Annotated in this window: 18 protein-coding genes and 1 pseudogene; 10 read left to right on the top strand and 9 right to left on the bottom strand. The window is 60.5% G+C overall.

Annotated features, from left to right (window positions below):
* Window positions 1-22 precede the first annotated feature (22 nt).
* Window positions 23-142, bottom strand: a pseudogene (locus ACIOVD_RS04740) (GTP-binding protein); the annotation flags it as partial.
* Window positions 143-230: 88 nt separating this feature from the next.
* On the bottom strand, window positions 231-1,685 hold the full coding sequence (gene thiI / locus ACIOVD_RS04745; protein WP_401126393.1) for a tRNA uracil 4-sulfurtransferase ThiI: 1,455 nt from the start codon (window positions 1,683-1,685) through the stop codon (window positions 231-233).
* A gap of 331 nt (window positions 1,686-2,016) precedes the next feature.
* On the opposite strand from thiI, the gene glnA reads away from it, so the two are divergent.
* The 4 genes from glnA to ntrC all read left to right on the top strand — a co-directional run bounded on the left by glnA (window position 2,017) and on the right by ntrC (window position 6,778).
* Window positions 2,017-3,423, top strand: a complete 1,407-nt coding sequence (glnA, locus tag ACIOVD_RS04750) for a type I glutamate--ammonia ligase (RefSeq protein WP_095167345.1) — start codon at window positions 2,017-2,019, stop codon at window positions 3,421-3,423.
* A 213-nt stretch (window positions 3,424-3,636) separates the two neighbouring features.
* Window positions 3,637-3,999: a hypothetical protein gene (locus tag ACIOVD_RS04755; RefSeq protein WP_159993224.1), complete on the top strand. Its 363-nt coding sequence runs from the start codon at window positions 3,637-3,639 to the stop codon at window positions 3,997-3,999.
* A 260-nt stretch (window positions 4,000-4,259) separates the two neighbouring features.
* A complete protein-coding gene (gene glnL / locus ACIOVD_RS04760; RefSeq protein WP_159993222.1) occupies window positions 4,260-5,345 on the top strand; it encodes a nitrogen regulation protein NR(II) in 1,086 nt (361 codons plus the stop codon).
* Window positions 5,342-6,778: a nitrogen regulation protein NR(I) gene (ntrC, locus tag ACIOVD_RS04765; protein WP_095167349.1), complete on the top strand. Its 1,437-nt coding sequence runs from the start codon at window positions 5,342-5,344 to the stop codon at window positions 6,776-6,778. The genes glnL and ntrC overlap by 4 nt, the downstream gene beginning before the upstream one ends.
* Window positions 6,779-7,290: 512 nt before the next feature.
* Here the strand turns inward: ntrC and ACIOVD_RS04770 are convergent.
* Window positions 7,291-7,731 carry a hypothetical protein gene (locus ACIOVD_RS04770; protein ID WP_095167351.1) on the bottom strand — a complete coding sequence of 147 codons (441 nt, stop codon included), beginning with the start codon at window positions 7,729-7,731 and terminating at the stop codon, window positions 7,291-7,293.
* Here ACIOVD_RS04770 and ACIOVD_RS04775 point away from each other — a divergent pair.
* Complete coding sequence (locus tag ACIOVD_RS04775) at window positions 7,730-8,185, top strand: tRNA (cytidine(34)-2'-O)-methyltransferase (protein WP_032862277.1); 456 nt, start codon at window positions 7,730-7,732, stop codon at window positions 8,183-8,185. The two genes, ACIOVD_RS04770 and ACIOVD_RS04775, sit on opposite strands and share 2 nt — an antisense overlap.
* A 111-nt stretch (window positions 8,186-8,296) precedes the next feature.
* On the opposite strand, the gene secB is transcribed toward ACIOVD_RS04775, so the two are convergent.
* Genes secB through ACIOVD_RS04790 form a run of 3 tightly spaced genes read right to left on the bottom strand, consistent with a single transcriptional unit; the run spans window position 8,297 to window position 9,488 of the window.
* On the bottom strand, window positions 8,297-8,779 hold the full coding sequence (gene secB / locus ACIOVD_RS04780) for a protein-export chaperone SecB (RefSeq protein WP_095167353.1): 483 nt from the start codon (window positions 8,777-8,779) through the stop codon (window positions 8,297-8,299).
* A 39-nt stretch (window positions 8,780-8,818) separates the two neighbouring features.
* Complete coding sequence (gene grxC / locus ACIOVD_RS04785) at window positions 8,819-9,073, bottom strand: glutaredoxin 3 (RefSeq protein ID WP_095167355.1); 255 nt, start codon at window positions 9,071-9,073, stop codon at window positions 8,819-8,821.
* Window position 9,074: 1 nt separating this feature from the next.
* Window positions 9,075-9,488, bottom strand: coding sequence for a rhodanese-like domain-containing protein (locus tag ACIOVD_RS04790; RefSeq protein WP_095167357.1), 414 nt, complete (start codon window positions 9,486-9,488; stop codon window positions 9,075-9,077).
* Window positions 9,489-9,643: 155 nt separating this feature from the next.
* On the opposite strand from ACIOVD_RS04790, the gene gpmI reads away from it, so the two are divergent.
* The 5 genes from gpmI (at window position 9,644) to ACIOVD_RS04815 (ending at window position 16,204) form a co-directional block, all read left to right on the top strand.
* Window positions 9,644-11,173, top strand: a complete 1,530-nt coding sequence (gene gpmI / locus ACIOVD_RS04795) for a 2,3-bisphosphoglycerate-independent phosphoglycerate mutase (RefSeq protein ID WP_401126398.1) — start codon at window positions 9,644-9,646, stop codon at window positions 11,171-11,173.
* Window positions 11,174-11,416: 243 nt separating this feature from the next.
* Window positions 11,417-12,712: a murein hydrolase activator EnvC gene (locus tag ACIOVD_RS04800; RefSeq protein WP_095167361.1), complete on the top strand. Its 1,296-nt coding sequence runs from the start codon at window positions 11,417-11,419 to the stop codon at window positions 12,710-12,712.
* A 31-nt stretch (window positions 12,713-12,743) separates the two neighbouring features.
* On the top strand, window positions 12,744-14,051 hold the full coding sequence (locus ACIOVD_RS04805; RefSeq protein ID WP_095167363.1) for a S41 family peptidase: 1,308 nt from the start codon (window positions 12,744-12,746) through the stop codon (window positions 14,049-14,051).
* Between the two features lies 1 nt (window position 14,052).
* Window positions 14,053-14,829, top strand: coding sequence for a divergent polysaccharide deacetylase family protein (locus tag ACIOVD_RS04810; protein ID WP_095167365.1), 777 nt, complete (start codon window positions 14,053-14,055; stop codon window positions 14,827-14,829).
* 103 nt (window positions 14,830-14,932) lie between these two features.
* Window positions 14,933-16,204 carry a Vps62-related protein gene (locus ACIOVD_RS04815; protein ID WP_401126400.1) on the top strand — a complete coding sequence of 424 codons (1,272 nt, stop codon included), beginning with the start codon at window positions 14,933-14,935 and terminating at the stop codon, window positions 16,202-16,204.
* A 15-nt stretch (window positions 16,205-16,219) separates the two neighbouring features.
* Here the strand turns inward: ACIOVD_RS04815 and ACIOVD_RS04820 are convergent, their stop codons facing one another.
* The 3 genes from ACIOVD_RS04820 to hisA all read right to left on the bottom strand — a co-directional run bounded on the left by ACIOVD_RS04820 (window position 16,220) and on the right by hisA (window position 18,559).
* A complete protein-coding gene (locus ACIOVD_RS04820; RefSeq protein ID WP_401126402.1) occupies window positions 16,220-16,975 on the bottom strand; it encodes a substrate-binding periplasmic protein in 756 nt (251 codons plus the stop codon).
* 66 nt (window positions 16,976-17,041) lie between these two features.
* Window positions 17,042-17,812, bottom strand: a complete 771-nt coding sequence (gene hisF, locus ACIOVD_RS04825; protein ID WP_017126987.1) for an imidazole glycerol phosphate synthase subunit HisF — start codon at window positions 17,810-17,812, stop codon at window positions 17,042-17,044.
* A gap of 9 nt (window positions 17,813-17,821) precedes the next feature.
* Complete coding sequence (gene hisA / locus ACIOVD_RS04830; RefSeq protein ID WP_095167373.1) at window positions 17,822-18,559, bottom strand: 1-(5-phosphoribosyl)-5-[(5-phosphoribosylamino)methylideneamino]imidazole-4-carboxamide isomerase; 738 nt, start codon at window positions 18,557-18,559, stop codon at window positions 17,822-17,824.
* Between the last annotated feature and the right edge of the window lie 87 nt (window positions 18,560-18,646).

Here is an 18,646-nt window from a genome sequence, read left to right on the forward strand (position 1 = left end):
TGCCGGATTGAAGCAAGAGTTAGTCTACCAGGGTGGTCTTACCATGGTCAACGTGAGCAAAGATGGCGATGTTGCGTAGATTTTCGATCACTTGTGTATCTCGATCAGAGGATTCGGTGTGCTGACAGGTCGTGGCAGCGATTTACAGTAGAGTCAGGCCTTGCCGTTACAGCTTGACGGCAGAGTCGGGGGGCCGGTGACGCAGGCCACAGGCAAACAGCCCCGGGCTCTTAGCTCGGTCGATAAACGCGCACATTGGCATGCCCCTCACTGAGCAAATGGTGGGCATGCAGGCGACTCATCACGCCTTTGTCGCAATACAGCAGGTACTGGCGAGTAGGGTCCAGTTCCTTGAAACGAGCGTTCAGTGCATAAAACGGCATCGTTTGTACCTCGACGCCAGCCAGGGCGAGCGGGTCGTCTTCAGCAGCATCCGGGTGACGGATGTCGATGACGATCTGACCTGCCAGCGCTTCGCTGACTTCTTCAATTTGCACGTCCTGGCCCAACTCGTCGATTACCCGATCGATCGGCACCAGTTTGGCGTTCTCGAGCGCACGCTCAAGGACTGCCATGTCGAATTCTTTCTCTTCATGCTCCACGCGTGGACGCTTGGCGTGGGTCTTGGGGTTCACCGAGATGACCCCGCAGTACTCTGGCATGTGCTTGGCGAAGTCGGCGGTGCCGATTTCGTTGGCCAGGTCGATGATGTCCTGCTTGTGACTGGCGATCAGCGGGCGCAACACCAGCTTCTCGGTCACGCAGTCGATCACCGACAGGTTCGGCAGCGTCTGGCTGGAAACCTGGGAGATCGCCTCACCGGTCACCAGCGCCTCGATGTCCAGTCGATCGGCGATTCGCGAAGCAGCGCGCAACATCATACGCTTCAATACGACGCCCATATGACTGTTATCTACTTTGCCGAGAATTTCTCCCAGCACTTCCTCGAACGGCACACTGACAAATAACACGCGTTGCGAGCTGCCGTACTTCTTCCAGATGAAGTGCGCCACTTCCATCACGCCCAATTCGTGGGCACGCCCGCCGAGATTGAAGAAGCAGAAGTGCGCCATCAGCCCGCGCCGCATGATCTGGTAGGCCGCCACCGTGGAATCGAAACCGCCGGACATCAGTACCAGGGTCTGTTCCAGGGCGCCCAGCGGGTAACCGCCGATGCTGTTGTGCTGGTTGTGGATCACAAACAACCGTTTGTCGCGAATTTCGATGCGGACTTCAATTTCCGGGTCTTTCAGGGAAATTCCGGCGGCGCCGCACTGGCGACGCAGTTGGCTGCCGACGTATTTCTCGACATCCATGGAGCTGAATTCGTGCTTGCCGGCGCGCTTGCAGCGCACCGAGAAAATCTTCCCTGCCAGCGCCTCGCCAAAGTGCTGCTTGCACTTGGCGACCACGTCGTCGAAGTCACCCAGCGGGTACTCGTCGACCTGCAGGAAATGCGCGATGCCCGGCATGCAGCTCAGGCGCTCGGTCATGTCCTTCAAGGCTTTGGGGTCAGTCAGCTGCGTTTCCAGCTCGAGATTGTCCCATACACCGTTCACCACCACAGCCGGGTCCAGATCGCGGAGCACGGCACGGATGTTCTTGGCCAACTGACGGATGAAACGCATCCGTACCGGGCGGCTTTTGATGGTGATCTCGGGGAAGACTTTTACGATTAGTTTCATGAAAACAGCGCGCGCTGGGCCAGCCGAAAAAGGGGGGCGCGGATTATAGCGGAAATTGCTCAAGGTTTAACCAGTTAATGTGCAGAAGGTTTTCAGTGCACCAAAACGGGTCATTTATGCTTTTGAGCGCTACATTAGGGGGCGCGATTTTGCCCTTTTTCACGCTTTGCGCCTTTATAAGCGTGATATTGGGGCAAAAAACCCAACTCGGGGCACTGGCATGCAATTTGCTCCCTTGTGAGGCAGGTTGCCTTGGCAGAGTATTCGCGCCGGCATCACCCACATTCTAAGGGCATCCACTACTCAAGCCCGAAGCCACCCGGAGGACACTATGTCGAAGTCGGTTCAACTCATCAAAGATCATGACGTCAAATGGATTGATCTGCGCTTCACAGATACCAAGGGCACTCAGCACCACGTGACCATGCCGGCTCGCGATGCGCTGGATGATGCTTTCTTCGAAGAAGGCAAAATGTTCGACGGTTCCTCCATCGCTGGCTGGAAAGGCATCGAAGCTTCCGACATGATCCTGATGCCGGACGACAGCACCGCTGTCCTCGATCCGTTCACCGAAGACCCAACCCTGATCATCGTCTGCAACGTGATCGACCCTTCGACCATGCAAGGCTACGACCGCGACCCACGTGCGATCGCCAAGCGTGCCGAGGACTACCTGAAGTCCACCGCTATCGGTGACACCGTATTCGTCGGTCCTGAGCCTGAGTTCTTCATCTTCGACCAGGTCAAGTTCAAGTCCGATATCTCCGGTTCGATGTTCAAGATCTACTCCGAACAAGGTTCGTGGATGTCCGACCAGGACGTGGAAGGCGGCAACCATGGCCACCGTCCAGGTATCAAGGGCGGCTACTTCCCGGTTCCACCGTTCGACCACGACCACGAAATCCGTACCTCCATGTGCAACGCCATGGAAGAGATGGGCCTGACCATCGAAGTTCACCACCACGAAGTGGCGACTGCCGGCCAGAACGAAATCGGTGTGAAGTTCAACACCCTGGTTGCCAAGGCTGACGAAGTTCAGACCCTCAAGTACTGCGTACACAACGTGGCTGTAGCTTTCGGCCGCACCGCTACCTTCATGCCTAAGCCTCTGTACGGCGACAACGGCTCGGGTATGCACGTTCACCTGTCCATCGCCAAAGATGGCAAGAACACCTTCGCTGGCGAAGGTTATGCCGGCCTGTCCGACACCGCCCTGTACTTCATCGGCGGTATCATCAAGCACGGTAAGGCCCTGAACGGCTTCACCAACCCGGCGACCAACTCCTACAAGCGTCTGGTACCAGGTTTCGAAGCACCAGTGATGCTGGCCTACTCGGCTCGCAACCGCTCCGCTTCGATCCGTATTCCTTACGTGTCCAGCCCACGCGCTCGCCGTATCGAAGCTCGCTTCCCGGATCCGGCTGCCAACCCGTACCTGTGCTTCGCCGCACTGCTGATGGCTGGCCTGGACGGCATCCAGAACAAGATCCACCCTGGCGACGCTGCTGACAAAAACCTGTACGACCTGCCGCCTGAAGAGGCGAAAGAGATCCCACAAGTTTGCGGCAGCCTGAAAGAAGCCCTGGAAGAGCTGGACAAAGGTCGCGCGTTCCTGACCAAAGGCGGCGTGTTCTCCGATGACTTCATCGACGCTTACATCGCTCTGAAAAGCGAAGAAGAAATCAAGGTTCGGACCTTCGTACACCCACTGGAATACGAGCTGTACTACAGCTGCTGATCCAGTAGCGCTGCGGCACGCGGCGTGACAATGAGGCCTCCTACGGGAGGCCTTTTTTTATGGAAAATTCCGACACCACGAAACATCGACTGCTCGCTGATTCAGCGTCGCGCCTGACATCCAGTGCAGGCCCGGGCACTTAGTCTTTCACAAGGCCGCACCGCAACACCCCAGCTCGCCCGCCCTTCCCCTTACGTCAAAAAGGAATCTGCCATGCGCTCATTGAGGTGGTGCCTGCTTATATGGCTCGCCCTGTCTGCCGCCGCGCTGAGCGCACCGCGCCCCACCTACTGCGTACTGGCCCTCAGCGAGCTGACCGACGGCCAGGCCCTGCGCGCCAATAACGGTTCATTCAGCGTTGGCGTACAGATCCAGCCACCGCTGCAGGCCACTCATCGCTTGCGCCTGCTGCTCGATGGCCAGCCCTACGGCCCAGCGAGCGAAACCACCCGACTGCACCTGCTGAACATCGATCGCGGCGAGCACAGCCTCGCAGTGCAGGTGTTGGCCGCAGACGAGGTGATCCAACAGAGCCCAACCCTCAGGTTCACCGTGCTGCGAGTACGCAAGCGCTAGGGCAGGCAAACTCATTTTGCAGCGATTGAGGCGCCATTCAGGTTTGCGCACTATATTGGTGCAACGACTTGCACGCTTGCCACTTATCAACCCATTTTGGTTCGAAAATACCCGGCAAAGCTGGCAGAACGCCACGCAAGGCAACTTAAAGCGCCCATTTCAGGGAGTTATTGCTTCTTTTCGGAGCCTTGGTTTGGTTTTTGCATTTTCCTCGCAACAGCGCCTCCTTCTCGCGCGCGCCTGCTCCAAAAGAGGTCCTCATGACCATCAGCGACGCACTGCACCGCTTGCTACTCGACAACTTGACCACCGCGACCATCCTGCTCAATGCCGAACTGCGTCTTGAGTACATGAACCCGGCGGCGGAAATGCTCCTGGCCATCAGCGGCCAGCGCAGTCATGGGCAATTCATCAGCGAGCTGTTCACCGAGTCGACCGAAGCGCTGAACTCCCTGCGCCAGGCGGTCGAACAGGCCCACCCCTTTACCAAGCGCGAGGCGATGCTCACCGCCCTGACCGGCCAGACCCTAACCGTCGACTACGCGGTGACGCCGATCCTGAGCAACGGTGCCACCCTGCTGCTGCTTGAAGTGCACCCGCGCGACCGACTGCTGCGGATCACCAAGGAAGAAGCGCAGTTGTCCAAGCAGGAAACCAGCAAGATGTTGGTGCGCGGCCTGGCCCACGAGATCAAGAACCCGTTGGGCGGGATTCGCGGTGCGGCCCAGTTGCTGGCCCGCGAGTTGCCGGAAGAAAGCCTCAAGGACTACACCAATGTGATCATCGAGGAAGCGGATCGCCTGCGAAACCTCGTCGACCGCATGCTCGGCTCGAACAAACTGCCATCGCTGGCCATGTGCAACATCCACGAAGTGCTGGAGCGCGTGTGCAGCCTGGTGGAAGCGGAAAGCCAAGGCTGCATCACTCTGGTGCGCGACTACGACCCGAGCATCCCGGACGTGCTGATCGACCGCGAACAGATGATCCAGGCCGTCCTCAACATCGTGCGCAACGCGATGCAAGCCATCAGCAGCCAGAACGAGCTGCGCCTGGGCCGCATCACCCTGCGCTCGCGGGCCATGCGCCAGTTCACCATCGGCCACGTGCGCCATCGCCTGGTGACCAAGATCGAGATCATCGACAACGGCCCCGGGATTCCCGCAGACCTGCAGGAAACCATCTTCTTTCCCATGGTCAGCGGCCGTCCGGACGGTACCGGACTGGGCCTGGCCATAACCCAGAACATCATCAGCCAGCACCAGGGCCTGATCGAATGTGACAGCCATCCAGGCCACACCACCTTCTCGATCTTTCTGCCACTGGAACAAGGAGCCACATCGACATGAGCCGTAGTGAAACCGTGTGGATCGTCGATGACGACCGTTCTATCCGTTGGGTCCTGGAAAAAGCCTTGCAGCAGGAAGGCATGACCACGCAGAGCTTCGACAGCGCCGATGGCGTGATGAGCCGCCTGGCGCGCCAGCAACCGGACGTGATCATCTCTGACATCCGCATGCCGGGTGCCAGTGGCCTGGATCTGCTGGCACGGATTCGCGAACAGCACCCGCGCTTGCCGGTGATTATCATGACCGCGCACTCCGACCTGGACAGCGCTGTCGCGTCCTACCAGGGCGGCGCGTTCGAGTACCTGCCCAAGCCGTTCGACGTCGACGAGGCGGTGTCATTGGTCAAGCGCGCCAACCAGCACGCCCAGGAGCAACAGGGCCTGGAAGTGCCCGTCGCCCTGACCCGCACCCCGGAAATCATCGGCGAAGCGCCAGCGATGCAGGAAGTGTTTCGCGCCATCGGGCGCTTGAGCCACTCCAACATTACCGTGCTGATCAACGGCGAATCCGGGACCGGTAAAGAGCTGGTGGCCCACGCCCTGCACCGCCACAGCCCACGGGCGGCCTCACCGTTCATCGCCCTGAACATGGCGGCGATCCCCAAGGATTTGATGGAGTCCGAGCTGTTCGGCCACGAGAAAGGTGCATTTACCGGCGCCGCCAACCTGCGCCGTGGACGTTTTGAGCAAGCCGACGGCGGCACGCTGTTTCTCGATGAAATCGGCGACATGCCGGCCGACACCCAGACCCGCCTGCTGCGGGTCCTGGCCGACGGCGAGTTTTACCGGGTCGGCGGCCATGTGCCGGTCAAGGTCGACGTGCGCATCATCGCCGCGACCCACCAGAACCTGGAAACCCTGGTCCACGCCGGCAAGTTCCGTGAGGACTTGTTCCACCGCTTGAACGTGATCCGCATCCACATCCCACGCCTGTCGGACCGTCGCGAAGACATTCCGACCCTGGCCAAGCACTTCCTGGCCCGCGCCGCACAAGAGCTGGCGGTGGAGCCGAAGTTGCTGAAAAGCGAAACCGAGGAATACCTGAAGAACCTGCCGTGGCCAGGCAACGTGCGCCAGCTGGAGAACACCTGCCGCTGGATCACGGTGATGGCTTCGGGGCGTGAAGTACACATCGGCGACCTGCCGCCGGAGTTGCTGAGCCTGCCGCAGGACTCGGCACCGGTGACCAACTGGGAACAGGCCCTGCGCCAATGGGCCGACCAGGCGCTGGCTCGCGGCCAGTCGAGCCTGCTGGACAGCGCGGTGCCGGCGTTCGAGCGCATCATGATCGAAACCGCCCTCAAGCACACCGCCGGCCGCCGCCGCGATGCTGCGGTTTTGCTGGGTTGGGGGCGTAATACCCTGACGCGCAAGATCAAGGAACTGGGGATGAAAGTTGATGGTGGGGACGATGATGAAGGGGATGAGGGTTAGATCCTTCACCGACCTGTAGATCCATTCGCGGGCAAGCTCCGCTCCCACAGGTTTTGCACAATCCTGTGGGAGCGGGCTCGCCCGCGATGCTTTCAGGGCAATCGTGCACCGACTGAAAGCACCGTGACCCGCGATCGCGCACGGCAACAGATCCGAAATCCCACCTGCACCTGCAATCAAACCCCTATCAAAAAAACACCAAAGCCCCGAAATACAGGGCTTTCGCCGCCCAACACAACATTTTGTTTCAACTCGTTAAAACCTGGCACGCCCCCTGCAATAGTTCATTCAGTGATTCAGTTCACTACCCGGTTTCGGGGACCTTGGTACAGGCAGGCCGGGGATTCCCCTCTTTACATCGGGCTCACACCGCACAAGCGACGAGCCCAAGCAGTTTTGGGGCCCTTGATACAGGCAGGTCAGGGGTTCCTTCTTTACACCGGGCTCACGACGCAACGCGTGAGCCCTGCCGTTTCGGGGTCCTTGGTACAGGCAGGCCGGGGATTCCTCTTTTATTGCTCCTGGAGATGGATCTCCAACCGCCAGCGATCATCCACCTCGCTGCCGGCCCAATCGCCCTTCAGCGGCCGGGCCGCCACCAGCGTCAGCAACAACCCCTTGTCACTCAAACGCACCCGCCAGTTCACATCCTTATCGTTGAGCTTGAGCTGGCCTTTCTGTGCCTGCCCCTGGGCCTCGAACAGCAGCGCGAGGCTGCCGTCGATCAGTTCACCATGGGTCTTGGGCGCGTGGTTGAACCACACCACCAGGCCATCCCCGGTGACCTCGACCTGCTGCAGCTCGGTCGGCTCGGGGGTGGTCAGGCGACCGATCATCAATCCCACCATCAGGCCGACAATCGCCAGCGAGGCCATCACCCGCGGCAATAGCTTCGATCGCCGATCCACTTCCGGCGTAGAATGCCGTCCATCTTTACCTTCGGAGCCGTGCATGTTTCACGTCATCCTTTTTCAACCAGAAATTCCGCCGAATACCGGCAACGTTATCAGGCTGTGCGCCAACAGCGGCTGCCACCTGCACTTGATCGAGCCACTGGGCTTCGAGATGGATGACAAGCGCCTGCGTCGGGCCGGCCTCGACTATCACGAGTATGCCACCTTGCAACGGCATGCCGACCTTGCCAGCTGCCTGGAAAGCCTTGGCCATCCACGCCTGTTCGCATTCACCACCAAGGGTTCGCGGCCGTTTCACGACGCCAGTTTCGCCGAGGGCGATGCGTTCCTGTTCGGCCCGGAAAGCCGTGGCCTGCCGGCCGAGGTGCTAGACGCCCTGCCCGACGGCCAACGCCTGCGCCTGCCGATGCGCGAAGGCTGCCGCAGCCTGAACCTGTCCAATACCGTGGCGGTCGCCGTGTACGAAGGCTGGCGGCAGTTGGGCTTCAAGTAACCCACCGGCGATTTTTCGCCTGGCCAAAACAATCGCGGGCAAGCCCGCTCCCACAGGTTTTGCACAATCCTGTGGGAGCGGGCTTGCCCGCGATGTTGTCAGCCGCGCTGCTTACTGAACGGTCTGAGCGCCGTCCTGCTGCATGCGTTGCACTTCTTGCGCGTACAGCGCGTCGAAGTTGACCGGGGCCAGCATCAGGGCCGGGAACGAACCACGGGTCACCAGGCTGTCCAGGGCTTCGCGAGCGTACGGGAACAGGATGTTCGGGCAGAACGCGCCCAGGGTGTGGCTCATCGAACCTTCGTCGAGGTTCTTGATCAGGAAGATACCGGCCTGCTGGACTTCGGCGATGAAGGCCACTTCGTCACCGTTCTTCACGGTCACGGACAGGGTCAGCACCACTTCGTGGAAGTTGTCTTCCAGTACTTTCTGACGGGTATTGAGGTCCAGACCGACGCTCGGCTCCCACTGCTGGCGGAAGATCGCCGGGCTTTTCGGGGCTTCGAAGGACAGGTCACGTACGTAGATGCGCTGCAAGGAGAATTGCGGTGCGGTTTCTTCTTCGCTAGCTGCAGTGTTCTGTTGGTCAGTCATCTCAGATCCTTTCTGATCTTGGGTCTTATAGGGAAGGAATTAGGCCTTGAGCAGCGCGTCGAGCTTGCCAGCGCGGTCCAGGGCAAACAAATCATCACAGCCACCGACATGGGTGCTGCCAATCCAGATCTGCGGCACGGACGTACGCCCGGCCTTGCTGGCCATTTCGGCACGCACCTGTGGCTTGCCATCGACCTTGATCTCGTCGAAGGCTACGCCCTTGTTTTCGAGCAGGTACTTGGCGCGCGAGCAATAAGGGCAGTAATCGCTGGAGTAGACGACGACGCTGGCCATATCACTTCACCAGCGGCAGGTTATCGCCCTTCCAGCTGGAGATCCCGCCGGACAGCTTGGCGGCGGTGAAGCCGGCCTTGAGCAGTTCGCGCGCGTGGGTACCGGCTGTCTGGCCCATGGCATCGACCAGGATGATGGTCTTGGCCTTGTGCTTTTCCAGCTCGCCGACGCGGGCAGTCAGTTTGTCGTGCGGAATATTCAGCGCGCCAACGATGTGACCAGCGGCGAAATCCTTGGCCGCACGGATGTCGATCACCACACCAGCGTCCTTGTTGACCAGACTGGTCAGCTCACCGGTGCTCAGGCTGCGACCGCCGCCCTGCATTTGATAAGCGATCAGCAACGCCAGCAGTACGACGAAGATACCGACGAGCAGATAGTGGTTAGTGGCAAATTCAATCAGGTGAGCAACCATCGAAGGAGGTTCCAGGGCGTTAAAATGTCGGCCAGTATACACAGCCACTATGGTGGGCCAAACCCCGTCCGGCGGTGACGCCGCCGGAACTTAGCTTTAAACTGCCACTCCCTTTTTTCATCGCCCCTTTTTTAACTCAGCCACGAGTGGAATCTATGACTACCACGCCTAAACCTTTGGTCCTGATGATTCTCGACGGCTTCGGTCACAGTGAGAGCGAAGAATCCAACGCCGTGTTCGCGGCCCGCAAGCCTGTCCTCGACCGGTTGTGCGCCACCGTACCGAACGGCCTGATCTCGGGTTCAGGCATGGACGTCGGCCTGCCGGACGGCCAGATGGGCAACTCGGAAGTCGGCCACATGAACCTCGGCGCCGGCCGCGTGGTGTATCAGGACTTCACCCGCGTGACCAAAGCGATCCGCGACGGCGAGTTCTTCGACAACCCGACCATCTGCGCCGCCGTGGACAAGGCCGTCGCCGCCGGCAAGGCTGTGCATTTCATGGGCCTGCTGTCCGATGGTGGCGTGCATAGCCACCAGGACCACCTGATCGCCATGGCCGAACTGGCCTTCAAGCGCGGTGCCGAGAAGATCTACCTGCACGCTTTCCTCGATGGCCGCGACACGCCGCCGAAAAGTGCCCAGTCGTCGATCGAACTGCTGGATGAAGCCTTCAAGACCCTGGGCAAAGGCCGGATCGCCAGCCTCATCGGCCGTTACTTCGCCATGGACCGCGACAACCGCTGGGACCGCGTCTCCCAGGCTTACAACCTGATCGTGGACGGCAACGGCGAATTCAACGCCGCGACCGCCCAGGAAGGCCTGCAAGCCGCCTACGAGCGTGGCGAGAGCGACGAATTCGTCAAGGCCACCACCATCGGCGAGCCGGTCAAGGTCGAAGACGGCGACGCCGTGGTGTTCATGAACTTTCGCGCCGACCGTGCGCGCGAGCTGAGCCGGGTGTTCGTCGAGGACAATTTCAGCGAGTTCGAACGTGCCCGCCAGCCGAAACTGGCCGGCTTTGTCATGCTCACCCAATACGCCGCCAGCATCCCCGCACCGTCGGCCTTTGCCCCGGGCAGCCTGGAAAACGTGTTGGGCGACTACCTGGCGAAAAACGGCAAGACCCAACTGCGGATCGCCGAAACCGAAAAATACGCCCACGTGACCTTCTTCTTCTCCGGCGGCCGCGAAGAACCGTTCCCGGGTGAAGAACGCATCCTGATCCCTTCGCCAAAAGTCGCCACCTACGACCTGCAGCCAGAGATGAGCGCGCCGGAGGTCACCGACCGCATCGTCGACGCCATCGAGAACCAGCGTTACGACGTGATCGTGGTCAACTACGCCAACGGCGACATGGTCGGCCACAGCGGCGTGTTTGCTGCTGCAGTGAAAGCGGTTGAATGCCTGGACCTGTGCGTCGGCCGGATTGTCGAAGCCCTGGAAAAAGTCGGTGGCGAGGCGCTGATCACCGCCGACCACGGCAACGTCGAGCAGATGGCCGACGAATCCACCGGCCAGGCCCACACCGCCCACACCACCGAGCCGGTACCGTTCATCTACTTCGGCAAGCGCGACCTCAAGGTCCGCGAAGGCGGGGTCCTGGCCGACGTAGCACCGACCATGCTCAAGCTGCTGGGGCTTGAGCAACCGGCCGAAATGACCGGCACCTCGATCCTGGTGTAACCCGCCCCATCAAACACCGCCAAACCCTGTGGGAGCGAGCTTGCTCGCGATAGCAATCTGACAGTCAACATCTACGTTGAATGTTATGGCGCCATCGCGAGCAAGCTTGCTCCCACATTGGTTTTGGGGTGTTTTCAGAGGTAACTCTGCTCCAGTTATCACACCGCCCCAATTGGGCGTTTTTTTTGCAACGCTTGCCGGGCATACTAGGCTGTCTTTTTTCCCCCGGTGTCGCCCGCCTCTATGCTCCGCGTCCTGATAGCCCTAGCTCTGACCTGCCTGCTCCAACCGGCCTTGGCTGACGAGCGCGCGCAAACCCAACAACAGTTGGACGCCACGCGTCAGGATATTGCCGAGCTGAAAAAGCTGCTGGGCAAGTTGCAGGAAGAAAAGTCCGGGGTGCAGAAGGACCTCAAGGGCACCGAGACCGAGATGGGCAAGCTCGAGAAGCAGGTCGATGCCCTGCAAAAAGAGCTGAAGAAAAGCGAATCCGAGCTGCAGCGACTCGATACCGAGAAAAAAAAACTCCAGAGCGCGCGCACTGAACAGCAACAACTGATTGCCACCCAGGCCCGCGCGGCCTATCAGAACGGTCGCCAGGAATATCTCAAGCTGCTGCTCAACCAGCAGAACCCGGAGAAATTCGCCCGCACCCTGACTTATTACGACTACCTCAGCCAGGCGCGCATGGAGCAGTTGAAGAACTTCAACGAAACCCTGCGCCAACTGGCCAATGTCGAGCAGGACATCGCCCTGCAGCAAGCCCAACTGCTGGTCCAGAAAAGCAGCCTCGACAGCCAGCGCGACGAGCTGGACAAGGTCCGCAAGGAGCGCCAGCAAGTGCTGGCCAAGCTCAACACGGACGTCAAGGACCGCGACCAGAAGCTGCAGGCCCGCGAGCAGGACCAGGCCGATCTGTCCAAAGTCCTGAAAACCATTGAGGAAACCCTGGCACGCCAGGCCCGGGAGGCAGAAGAAGCGCGGCAAAAAGCGCTGATCGCCCAGCAGGAAGCGGAAAAAAAGCGTTTACGTGAGGCACAGGCCGCGGCAGACGCCCCGACCGATGCCCCACGCAAAATTACCCGACCGACACCCGGCGCCCTGGTCTCCAGCGCTGGCGAAACCTTCGGCGGGGCATTTTCTGCAACGCGGGGAAAACTTCCTTGGCCAGTTGATGGTCGATTGCTTGCCCGCTTTGGTGAAAGTCGCGGCGACGATGCCCGCACCAAGTGGGACGGCGTGATGATCAGCGCCTCCGCTGGCAGCCAAGTGCATGCCGTGCACGGCGGACGCGTGGTGTTCGCCGACTGGTTGCGGGGCGCCGGCTTGCTGGTGATTCTCGACCACGGCAACGGTTTCTTGAGCTTGTACGGCCACAATCAGACGCTGCTCAAATCGGCTGGCGACGTGGTCAAGGCCGGCGAGTCCATCTCCACTGTCGGTAACAGTGGCGGCCAGGACACGCCCGCGCTGTATTTCGCTATTCGTCAGCAGGGTCACCCGAGTGATCCAGCACAATGGTGCCGTGCGCAAGGATAAGCGCACCATCTAACTCAGGAGTTCGTTCGACATGCTGCATTTGTCCCGCCTCACTTCGCTGGCCCTGACGATCGCCCTGGTGATCGGTGCGCCCCTGGCGTTTGCCGCTGAACCGGCCTCGTCGACCTCGGCTGCGACCACCAAGGCGCCATTGCCGCTGGATGAGTTGCGTACCTTTGCCGAGGTCATGGACCGGATCAAGGCCGCGTATGTCGAGCCGGTGGACGACAAGACCCTGCTGGAAAACGCCATCAAGGGCATGCTCAGCAACCTCGACCCACACTCCGCCTACCTGGGGCCGGAAGACTTCGCCGAGCTGCAGGAAAGCACCAGCGGTGAGTTTGGCGGCCTGGGCATCGAAGTCGGCTCCGAAGACGGCTTCATCAAGGTGGTGTCGCCGATCGACGACACCCCTGCCTCCAAGGCGGGCATCCAGGCGGGCGACTTCATCGTCAAGATCAACGGCCAGCCTACCCGCGGCCAGAGCATGACCGAAGCCGTGGACAAGATGCGCGGCAAGATCGGCGAGAAAATCACCCTGACTCTGGTCCGCGACGGCGGTTCGCCGTTCGACGTGACGCTGACCCGCGCGACCATCCAGGTCAAGAGCGTGAAGGCGCAGTTGCTGGAGTCGGGCTACGGCTACATCCGCATCACCCAGTTCCAGGTCAAGACCGGCGAAGAGGTCTCCCAGGCCCTGGCCAAGCTGCGCAAGGAAAACGGCAAGAAGCTCAGCGGCATCGTGCTCGACCTGCGCAACAACCCAGGCGGTGTCCTGCAATCGGCGGTGGAAGTGGTCGACCACTTCATCACCAAGGGCCTGATCGTCTACACCAAGGGCCGGATCGCCAACTCCGAACTGCGCTTCTCGGCCACCGGCAAGGACGAAAGCGAAGCAGTGCCGATGGTGGTGCTGATCAACGGCGGCAGCGCCTCGGCCTCGGAAATTGTCGCAGGTGCCCTGCAGGACCAGAAACGTGCAGTCGTGATGGGCACCACCAGTTTCGGCAAGGGCTCGGTGCAAACCGTGTTGCCACTGAACAACGACCGCGCGCTGAAGATCACCACCGCACTGTACTTCACCCCGAACGGGCGCTCGATCCAGGCCCAGGGCATCGTTCCGGACATCGAAGTGCGTCGGGCCAAGATCACCAGCGAGCAGGACAGCGAGTACTTCAAGGAAGCTGACCTGCAAGGCCACCTGGGCAATGGCAACGGCGGCGCCGACAAGCCAAGCGGCTCCGGCGGCAAGGCCAAGCCGATGCCACAGGACGACGACTACCAACTGGCCCAGGCGCTGAGCCTGCTCAAGGGCCTGAGCATTACCCGCGGCCGCTGAGATGCGCCTGCGGTTGCTCCTCGGCCTGCTGTGCTGCCTGGCCGGCGTTGCCCATGCAACGCCCGGGCAGGCGCCACCCCACAAGGCCTACCTGAGCCTGATCATCGATGACCTGGGGCAGAACCTGCCCCGGGACCGCCGCGTGCTGGCGCTGCCCGGACCAGTCACCGCAGCGATCATGCCCGACACCCCCCACGCCGCTGAATTTGCCCGCGAGGCCCACCGCGCTGGCAAGATCGTCATCCTGCACATGCCCATGGACCCAGCCACCGGCCCGTTCGCCTGGCACCCCGAACTGCCCGTCGAAGAACTGCGCAAGCGCCTGGACGCTGCGTTCAAGGCCGTCCCCTTCACCGCCGGCATCAACAATCACATGGGCAGCCGCATGACCGCCCAGCGACCGGCCATGGCCTGGTTGATGGCCGAGCTGCAACGCCGGCACAAGCTTTTCGTCGACAGCCGCACCAGCGCCCAGACCGTCGCCGCCGCCGAGGCACAGAAGATCGGCCTGGCCAGCGCTTCACGCGATGTGTTCCTCGACGACGAACGCACCGAAGCGGCGATCTACAACCAACTGCAGAGCGCCATAAGCCTGGCGCGCAAACAGGGTTCGGCGGTGATGATCGGCCATCCCTACCCGCAGACCCTGGCAGTGCTGGAACGCGAGCTGCCCAAGCTCAAGGCCCAGGGCATCGACTGGATTGATATCCGGCAGATGATCAGCGTGCGCGGCAATCGCGCCATGACTGCCCATGGCAAAGATGGGATTTATCGCTAACCAGCAGCGGGCCACTACATAGTTACCGCCAGGCGTCTCAGCCAATTCTGGATATTGAAACCCGCAGCCCAATTGGGCTGCCTTTCAATTACCAGGAATGACCATGAACCCACATGAAGATGACGCGGCACCCTCAAGGCCAATGGAATCAATCAAAGTTGAAAACCTGCTGATCAACTTTACGACCGAATTTCTCCGGATCTGGGATAACAAAGGCTCACGCTCGAAACCCGGTGGCTTTTGGCGCCCCAGCCCTGCCCCTGACTCGCTGCCAGGCTTTTTCCCACTCGGTGACCTCGCCGTATCCGGCCACGACAACATCAATAATCGAAGAGTAGTGGCCGTCGTTTGCGAAGGCGAGCCGCCAAGTGCTGGCGCTAACCAGGGCAAGGCACTGAGCAAGCCCGATGATTTTGAACAGGTCTGGAAAGACACGGGCTCAGGCGCCAAAACGGACTGTTCAATATGGCGCCCCGTACCACCTGAGGGCTACGTGGCACTTGGGTTGGTGTGCGCTGACGGTCTCGATAAACCTTCAGTCAACTCCGTGCGTTGCGTGCGGGCAGATCTTGTCGTGGCGGCATCCATCGACACAATGATCTGGAGCGACAAGGGCAGTCGCGCCAAGCAGGACTTCAGCGTGTGGAGTGTCCTGCCACCGGTCGCGGCCGCAGGAGAGATTCATTTTGCGCCAGGCACATTCGTCGGCGTCAACAGCTATACCAAACCAGCAACGCACGCCGCCGCGCATGCACTGCGCATGCGCATTTCGCTCAAAGCCGAACCTTCGCCAGTGCCTCCGTCCCTGACCGGATACGAACCCCCCACCTCAAGCCAATCCGCCACAGTCACCCAGACTGCGCGGCTCCCCTGGTTCGCGATCAAGGATCCCAACCTGAGCGCCTTCGAGCAGTTTCGTACTTCTCCCTACTACCTATTACATAGAAAAGAGCAGTACGTATTGATCGGCCACGGCCATAACACCAGCTCCTCGGGAAAAACCTTCAAATGGACCGATGAGGCACCCACCGCCGAAAGCCTCGAAACCTTCTCTCGCCTGACCTCTGTCGAGGTGGGAGTGGAATGGAGCTCCAGGTTGCCGGAATTTTCCATATCGCTGCCACCGACCTTTTCAATCGAGTTCTCGGCAAAACTGGGCAACAGCTTCTCCCCCGTCGGCATCCAGAACAGCAGGTTGATCGGCCCCCTGGCGACACACGTGGTTACCATCGTTGCGAAGAAGCGCGTCGTCGCGGTTTATCGCACACAGTTTGACTACCAATTGCTACGCAGCAACGGCACACAAGTGGCAAGCGAGGGCAGTTACTCGGACTACGACAAACTGCATTTGAGCGAATATCCGCCGGAACAATAGCGCAGGGTCAAAAAACTACAGATATCGCCCCATGATCTCGTCGACCCCGCCTTCCTTGCGCAACTGATCGAGCGCAGCCTGCAGTTTGGCGACGGTTTCGTCAGGCACCTCGCGGTTCAACGCCAGATACAACTGCGCGCTATGGAAACGCAGGACCGTCTTGAGGCCCGTGACCCCGTCCTGGCGCGCCAGATAGCGCCCGGCAGGGTCCCCGGTGGCCCACAGGTCAATCTGGCCATTAAGCAGTTTTTTCGCGTTGTCCTGATCGCGCAGCACCACGATCGGCTTGAGTCCCTGCTTGGCCAATGTCTCGGCGATGGCGTCGCCCTTGTAGGCGCCGACCTTGTATTTGCGCGCATCTTCCAGGGTCTGCAGGGTGATTTTGCTGTCAGCCTTGGCCAGCATGATCCAGTCATCCGGACCAATAGGACCGACCCACTTGAAGAGATTTTCGCGGTCGGGCAAGCGCGCCATGACGAACACCCCGTATCCGGGATTTTCCAGGGCGAGTTTGTAGACTCGCTCCCAGGGGAAACGCAGAGTCAGGCTGTAGGTGATGTTGGCCCGCTTTAACATCTCGCGAACGATGTCCACGGCGATGCCATTGATGTTCTCGTCCTGAGCGAAGTTTTTGCCGTTCTTCGCCATGTTGTAGGGCGGGAAGTTTTCCGTCAGCAAGACCAGGTCGATATCGGTTTTTTCAGCGGCCCGTAGCACGCCGCAGAACAGTAACGAAGTACTGGCAAGAACGAGGAAAAGGCGTCTGAGCATGTCGGCTACCGCAATCCATTGGCGTGCCCAAGCTTGCCTTGAGCCCGCCATGCTGTCCACTGGCCTTTATCGAACCACAATCCCGCGCGCCGCCATGTAGGCCTTCGCTTCCGGCACGGTGTATTCGCCGAAGTGAAAGATACTGGCCGCCAACACTGCACTGGCGTGACCTTCGAGGATACCGTCAGCCAAGTGCTGCAGATTGCCGACGCCGCCGGAAGCGATCACCGGGATCCCCAGGGCATCACTGATGGCGCGGGTCACGCCCAGGTCGAAGCCGTTTTTCATGCCGTCCTGGTCCATGCTGGTCAGGAGGATTTCCCCGGCCCCCAGGCCTTCCATCTTCTTCGCCCACTCCACCGCATCCAGCCCGGTGGGTTTGCGCCCGCCGTGGGTGAAGATTTCCCAGCGCGGGGTTTCGCCCGGCAGGGAGACTTTCTTCGCGTCGATGGCCACGACGATGCACTGCGAGCCGAAATGCTGCGCGGCTTCGCCGACGAACTCCGGGTTGAACACCGCCGCGGTGTTGATCGAGACCTTGTCCGCACCGGCATTGAGCAGGTTGCGAATGTCTTGCACGGTGCGTACACCACCGCCCACGGTCAGCGGAATGAACACCTGGCTGGCCATGCGCTCGACGGTATGCAAAGTAGTGTCGCGGCCATCGACGCTGGCGGTGATGTCGAGAAAGGTAATCTCATCGGCACCCTGCTCGTCGTAGCGACGAGCGATTTCCACCGGGTCGCCGGCGTCACGGATGTTTTCGAACTTCACACCTTTGACGACCCGGCCGTTGTCCACGTCCAGGCAAGGGATGATGCGTTTGGCCAGCGCCATGGTCAGTCCTCAGCCTTGGTACGAGTCGCAGAAGGCTTGCGCCTCGGCAACGTCGAGGGTGCCTTCGTAGATCGCCCGGCCGGTGATGGCGCCGATGATGCCCGGTGCGCGAGCGTCGAGCAGCGACTTGATGTCACCCAGGTTGTGGATACCGCCGGAGGCAATTACCGGAATCCGGGTGGCCGCAGCCAGGGCAGCGGTGTACGACACGTTGCAACCCTGCATCATGCCGTCTTTGGCGATGTCGGTATAAACGATGGCAGACACGCCATCGGATTCGAATTGCTTGGCCAGGTCGATGACGTTCACGGTGCTGATTTCAGCCCAGCCGTCAGTGGCGACAAAACCGTCCTTGGCGTCCAGGCCAACAATCACCTTGCCCGCAAATGCGCGGCAGGCTTCGGCGACGAAGGCCGGATCTTTGACTGCCTTGGTGCCGATGATCACGTAGCTCACGCCTGCCTTGACGTAATGCTCGATGGTTTCCAGCGAGCGGATGCCACCGCCGATCTGGATCGGCAGGTTCGGGTAGCGCTTGGCGATGGCGGTCACTACTTCGCCGTTGACCGGCTGGCCTTCGAACGCGCCGTTCAGGTCGACCAGATGCAGACGACGGCAACCGCCCTCTACCCACTTGGCTGCCATGCTCACCGGGTCATCGGAGAACACTGTGGAATCTTCCATGCGGCCCTGGCGCAGACGTACACAGGCACCGTCCTTGAGATCGATAGCGGGAATAATGAGCATGCTTTTTCCTTCGTCAAAAGAGCTGCAAGCTGCAAGCTATAAGCTGCAAGCAGGCACGCGTACTAATTCTTGCAGCTTGAAGCTTGT

The sequence above is a fragment of the Pseudomonas sp. NPDC087626 genome (genome assembly GCF_044743405.1).
Classification (GTDB): domain Bacteria; phylum Pseudomonadota; class Gammaproteobacteria; order Pseudomonadales; family Pseudomonadaceae; genus Aquipseudomonas.

Excerpts from the sequence above, each read along its gene's own strand:
- ntrC (WP_095167349.1), top strand. The coding sequence starts at position 5,342 with ATGAGCCGTAGTGAAACCGTGTGGATCGTCGATGACGACCGTTCTATC.
- ACIOVD_RS04775 (WP_032862277.1), top strand. The coding sequence starts at position 7,730 with ATGTTTCACGTCATCCTTTTTCAACCAGAAATTCCGCCGAATACCGGC.
- thiI (WP_401126393.1), bottom strand. The coding sequence starts at position 1,685 with ATGAAACTAATCGTAAAAGTCTTCCCCGAGATCACCATCAAAAGCCGC.
- ACIOVD_RS04790 (WP_095167357.1), bottom strand. The coding sequence starts at position 9,488 with ATGGTTGCTCACCTGATTGAATTTGCCACTAACCACTATCTGCTCGTC.
- gpmI (WP_401126398.1), top strand. The coding sequence starts at position 9,644 with ATGACTACCACGCCTAAACCTTTGGTCCTGATGATTCTCGACGGCTTC.
- ACIOVD_RS04805 (WP_095167363.1), top strand. The coding sequence starts at position 12,744 with ATGCTGCATTTGTCCCGCCTCACTTCGCTGGCCCTGACGATCGCCCTG.
- ACIOVD_RS04820 (WP_401126402.1), bottom strand. The coding sequence starts at position 16,975 with ATGCTCAGACGCCTTTTCCTCGTTCTTGCCAGTACTTCGTTACTGTTC.
- hisA (WP_095167373.1), bottom strand. The coding sequence starts at position 18,559 with ATGCTCATTATTCCCGCTATCGATCTCAAGGACGGTGCCTGTGTACGT.
- ACIOVD_RS04810 (WP_095167365.1), top strand. The coding sequence starts at position 14,053 with ATGCGCCTGCGGTTGCTCCTCGGCCTGCTGTGCTGCCTGGCCGGCGTT.
- glnL (WP_159993222.1), top strand. The coding sequence starts at position 4,260 with ATGACCATCAGCGACGCACTGCACCGCTTGCTACTCGACAACTTGACC.
- ACIOVD_RS04800 (WP_095167361.1), top strand. The coding sequence starts at position 11,417 with ATGCTCCGCGTCCTGATAGCCCTAGCTCTGACCTGCCTGCTCCAACCG.
- hisF (WP_017126987.1), bottom strand. The coding sequence starts at position 17,812 with ATGGCGCTGGCCAAACGCATCATCCCTTGCCTGGACGTGGACAACGGC.
- glnA (WP_095167345.1), top strand. The coding sequence starts at position 2,017 with ATGTCGAAGTCGGTTCAACTCATCAAAGATCATGACGTCAAATGGATT.
- secB (WP_095167353.1), bottom strand. The coding sequence starts at position 8,779 with ATGACTGACCAACAGAACACTGCAGCTAGCGAAGAAGAAACCGCACCG.
- ACIOVD_RS04815 (WP_401126400.1), top strand. The coding sequence starts at position 14,933 with ATGAACCCACATGAAGATGACGCGGCACCCTCAAGGCCAATGGAATCA.
- ACIOVD_RS04755 (WP_159993224.1), top strand. The coding sequence starts at position 3,637 with ATGCGCTCATTGAGGTGGTGCCTGCTTATATGGCTCGCCCTGTCTGCC.
- grxC (WP_095167355.1), bottom strand. The coding sequence starts at position 9,073 with ATGGCCAGCGTCGTCGTCTACTCCAGCGATTACTGCCCTTATTGCTCG.
- ACIOVD_RS04770 (WP_095167351.1), bottom strand. The coding sequence starts at position 7,731 with ATGCACGGCTCCGAAGGTAAAGATGGACGGCATTCTACGCCGGAAGTG.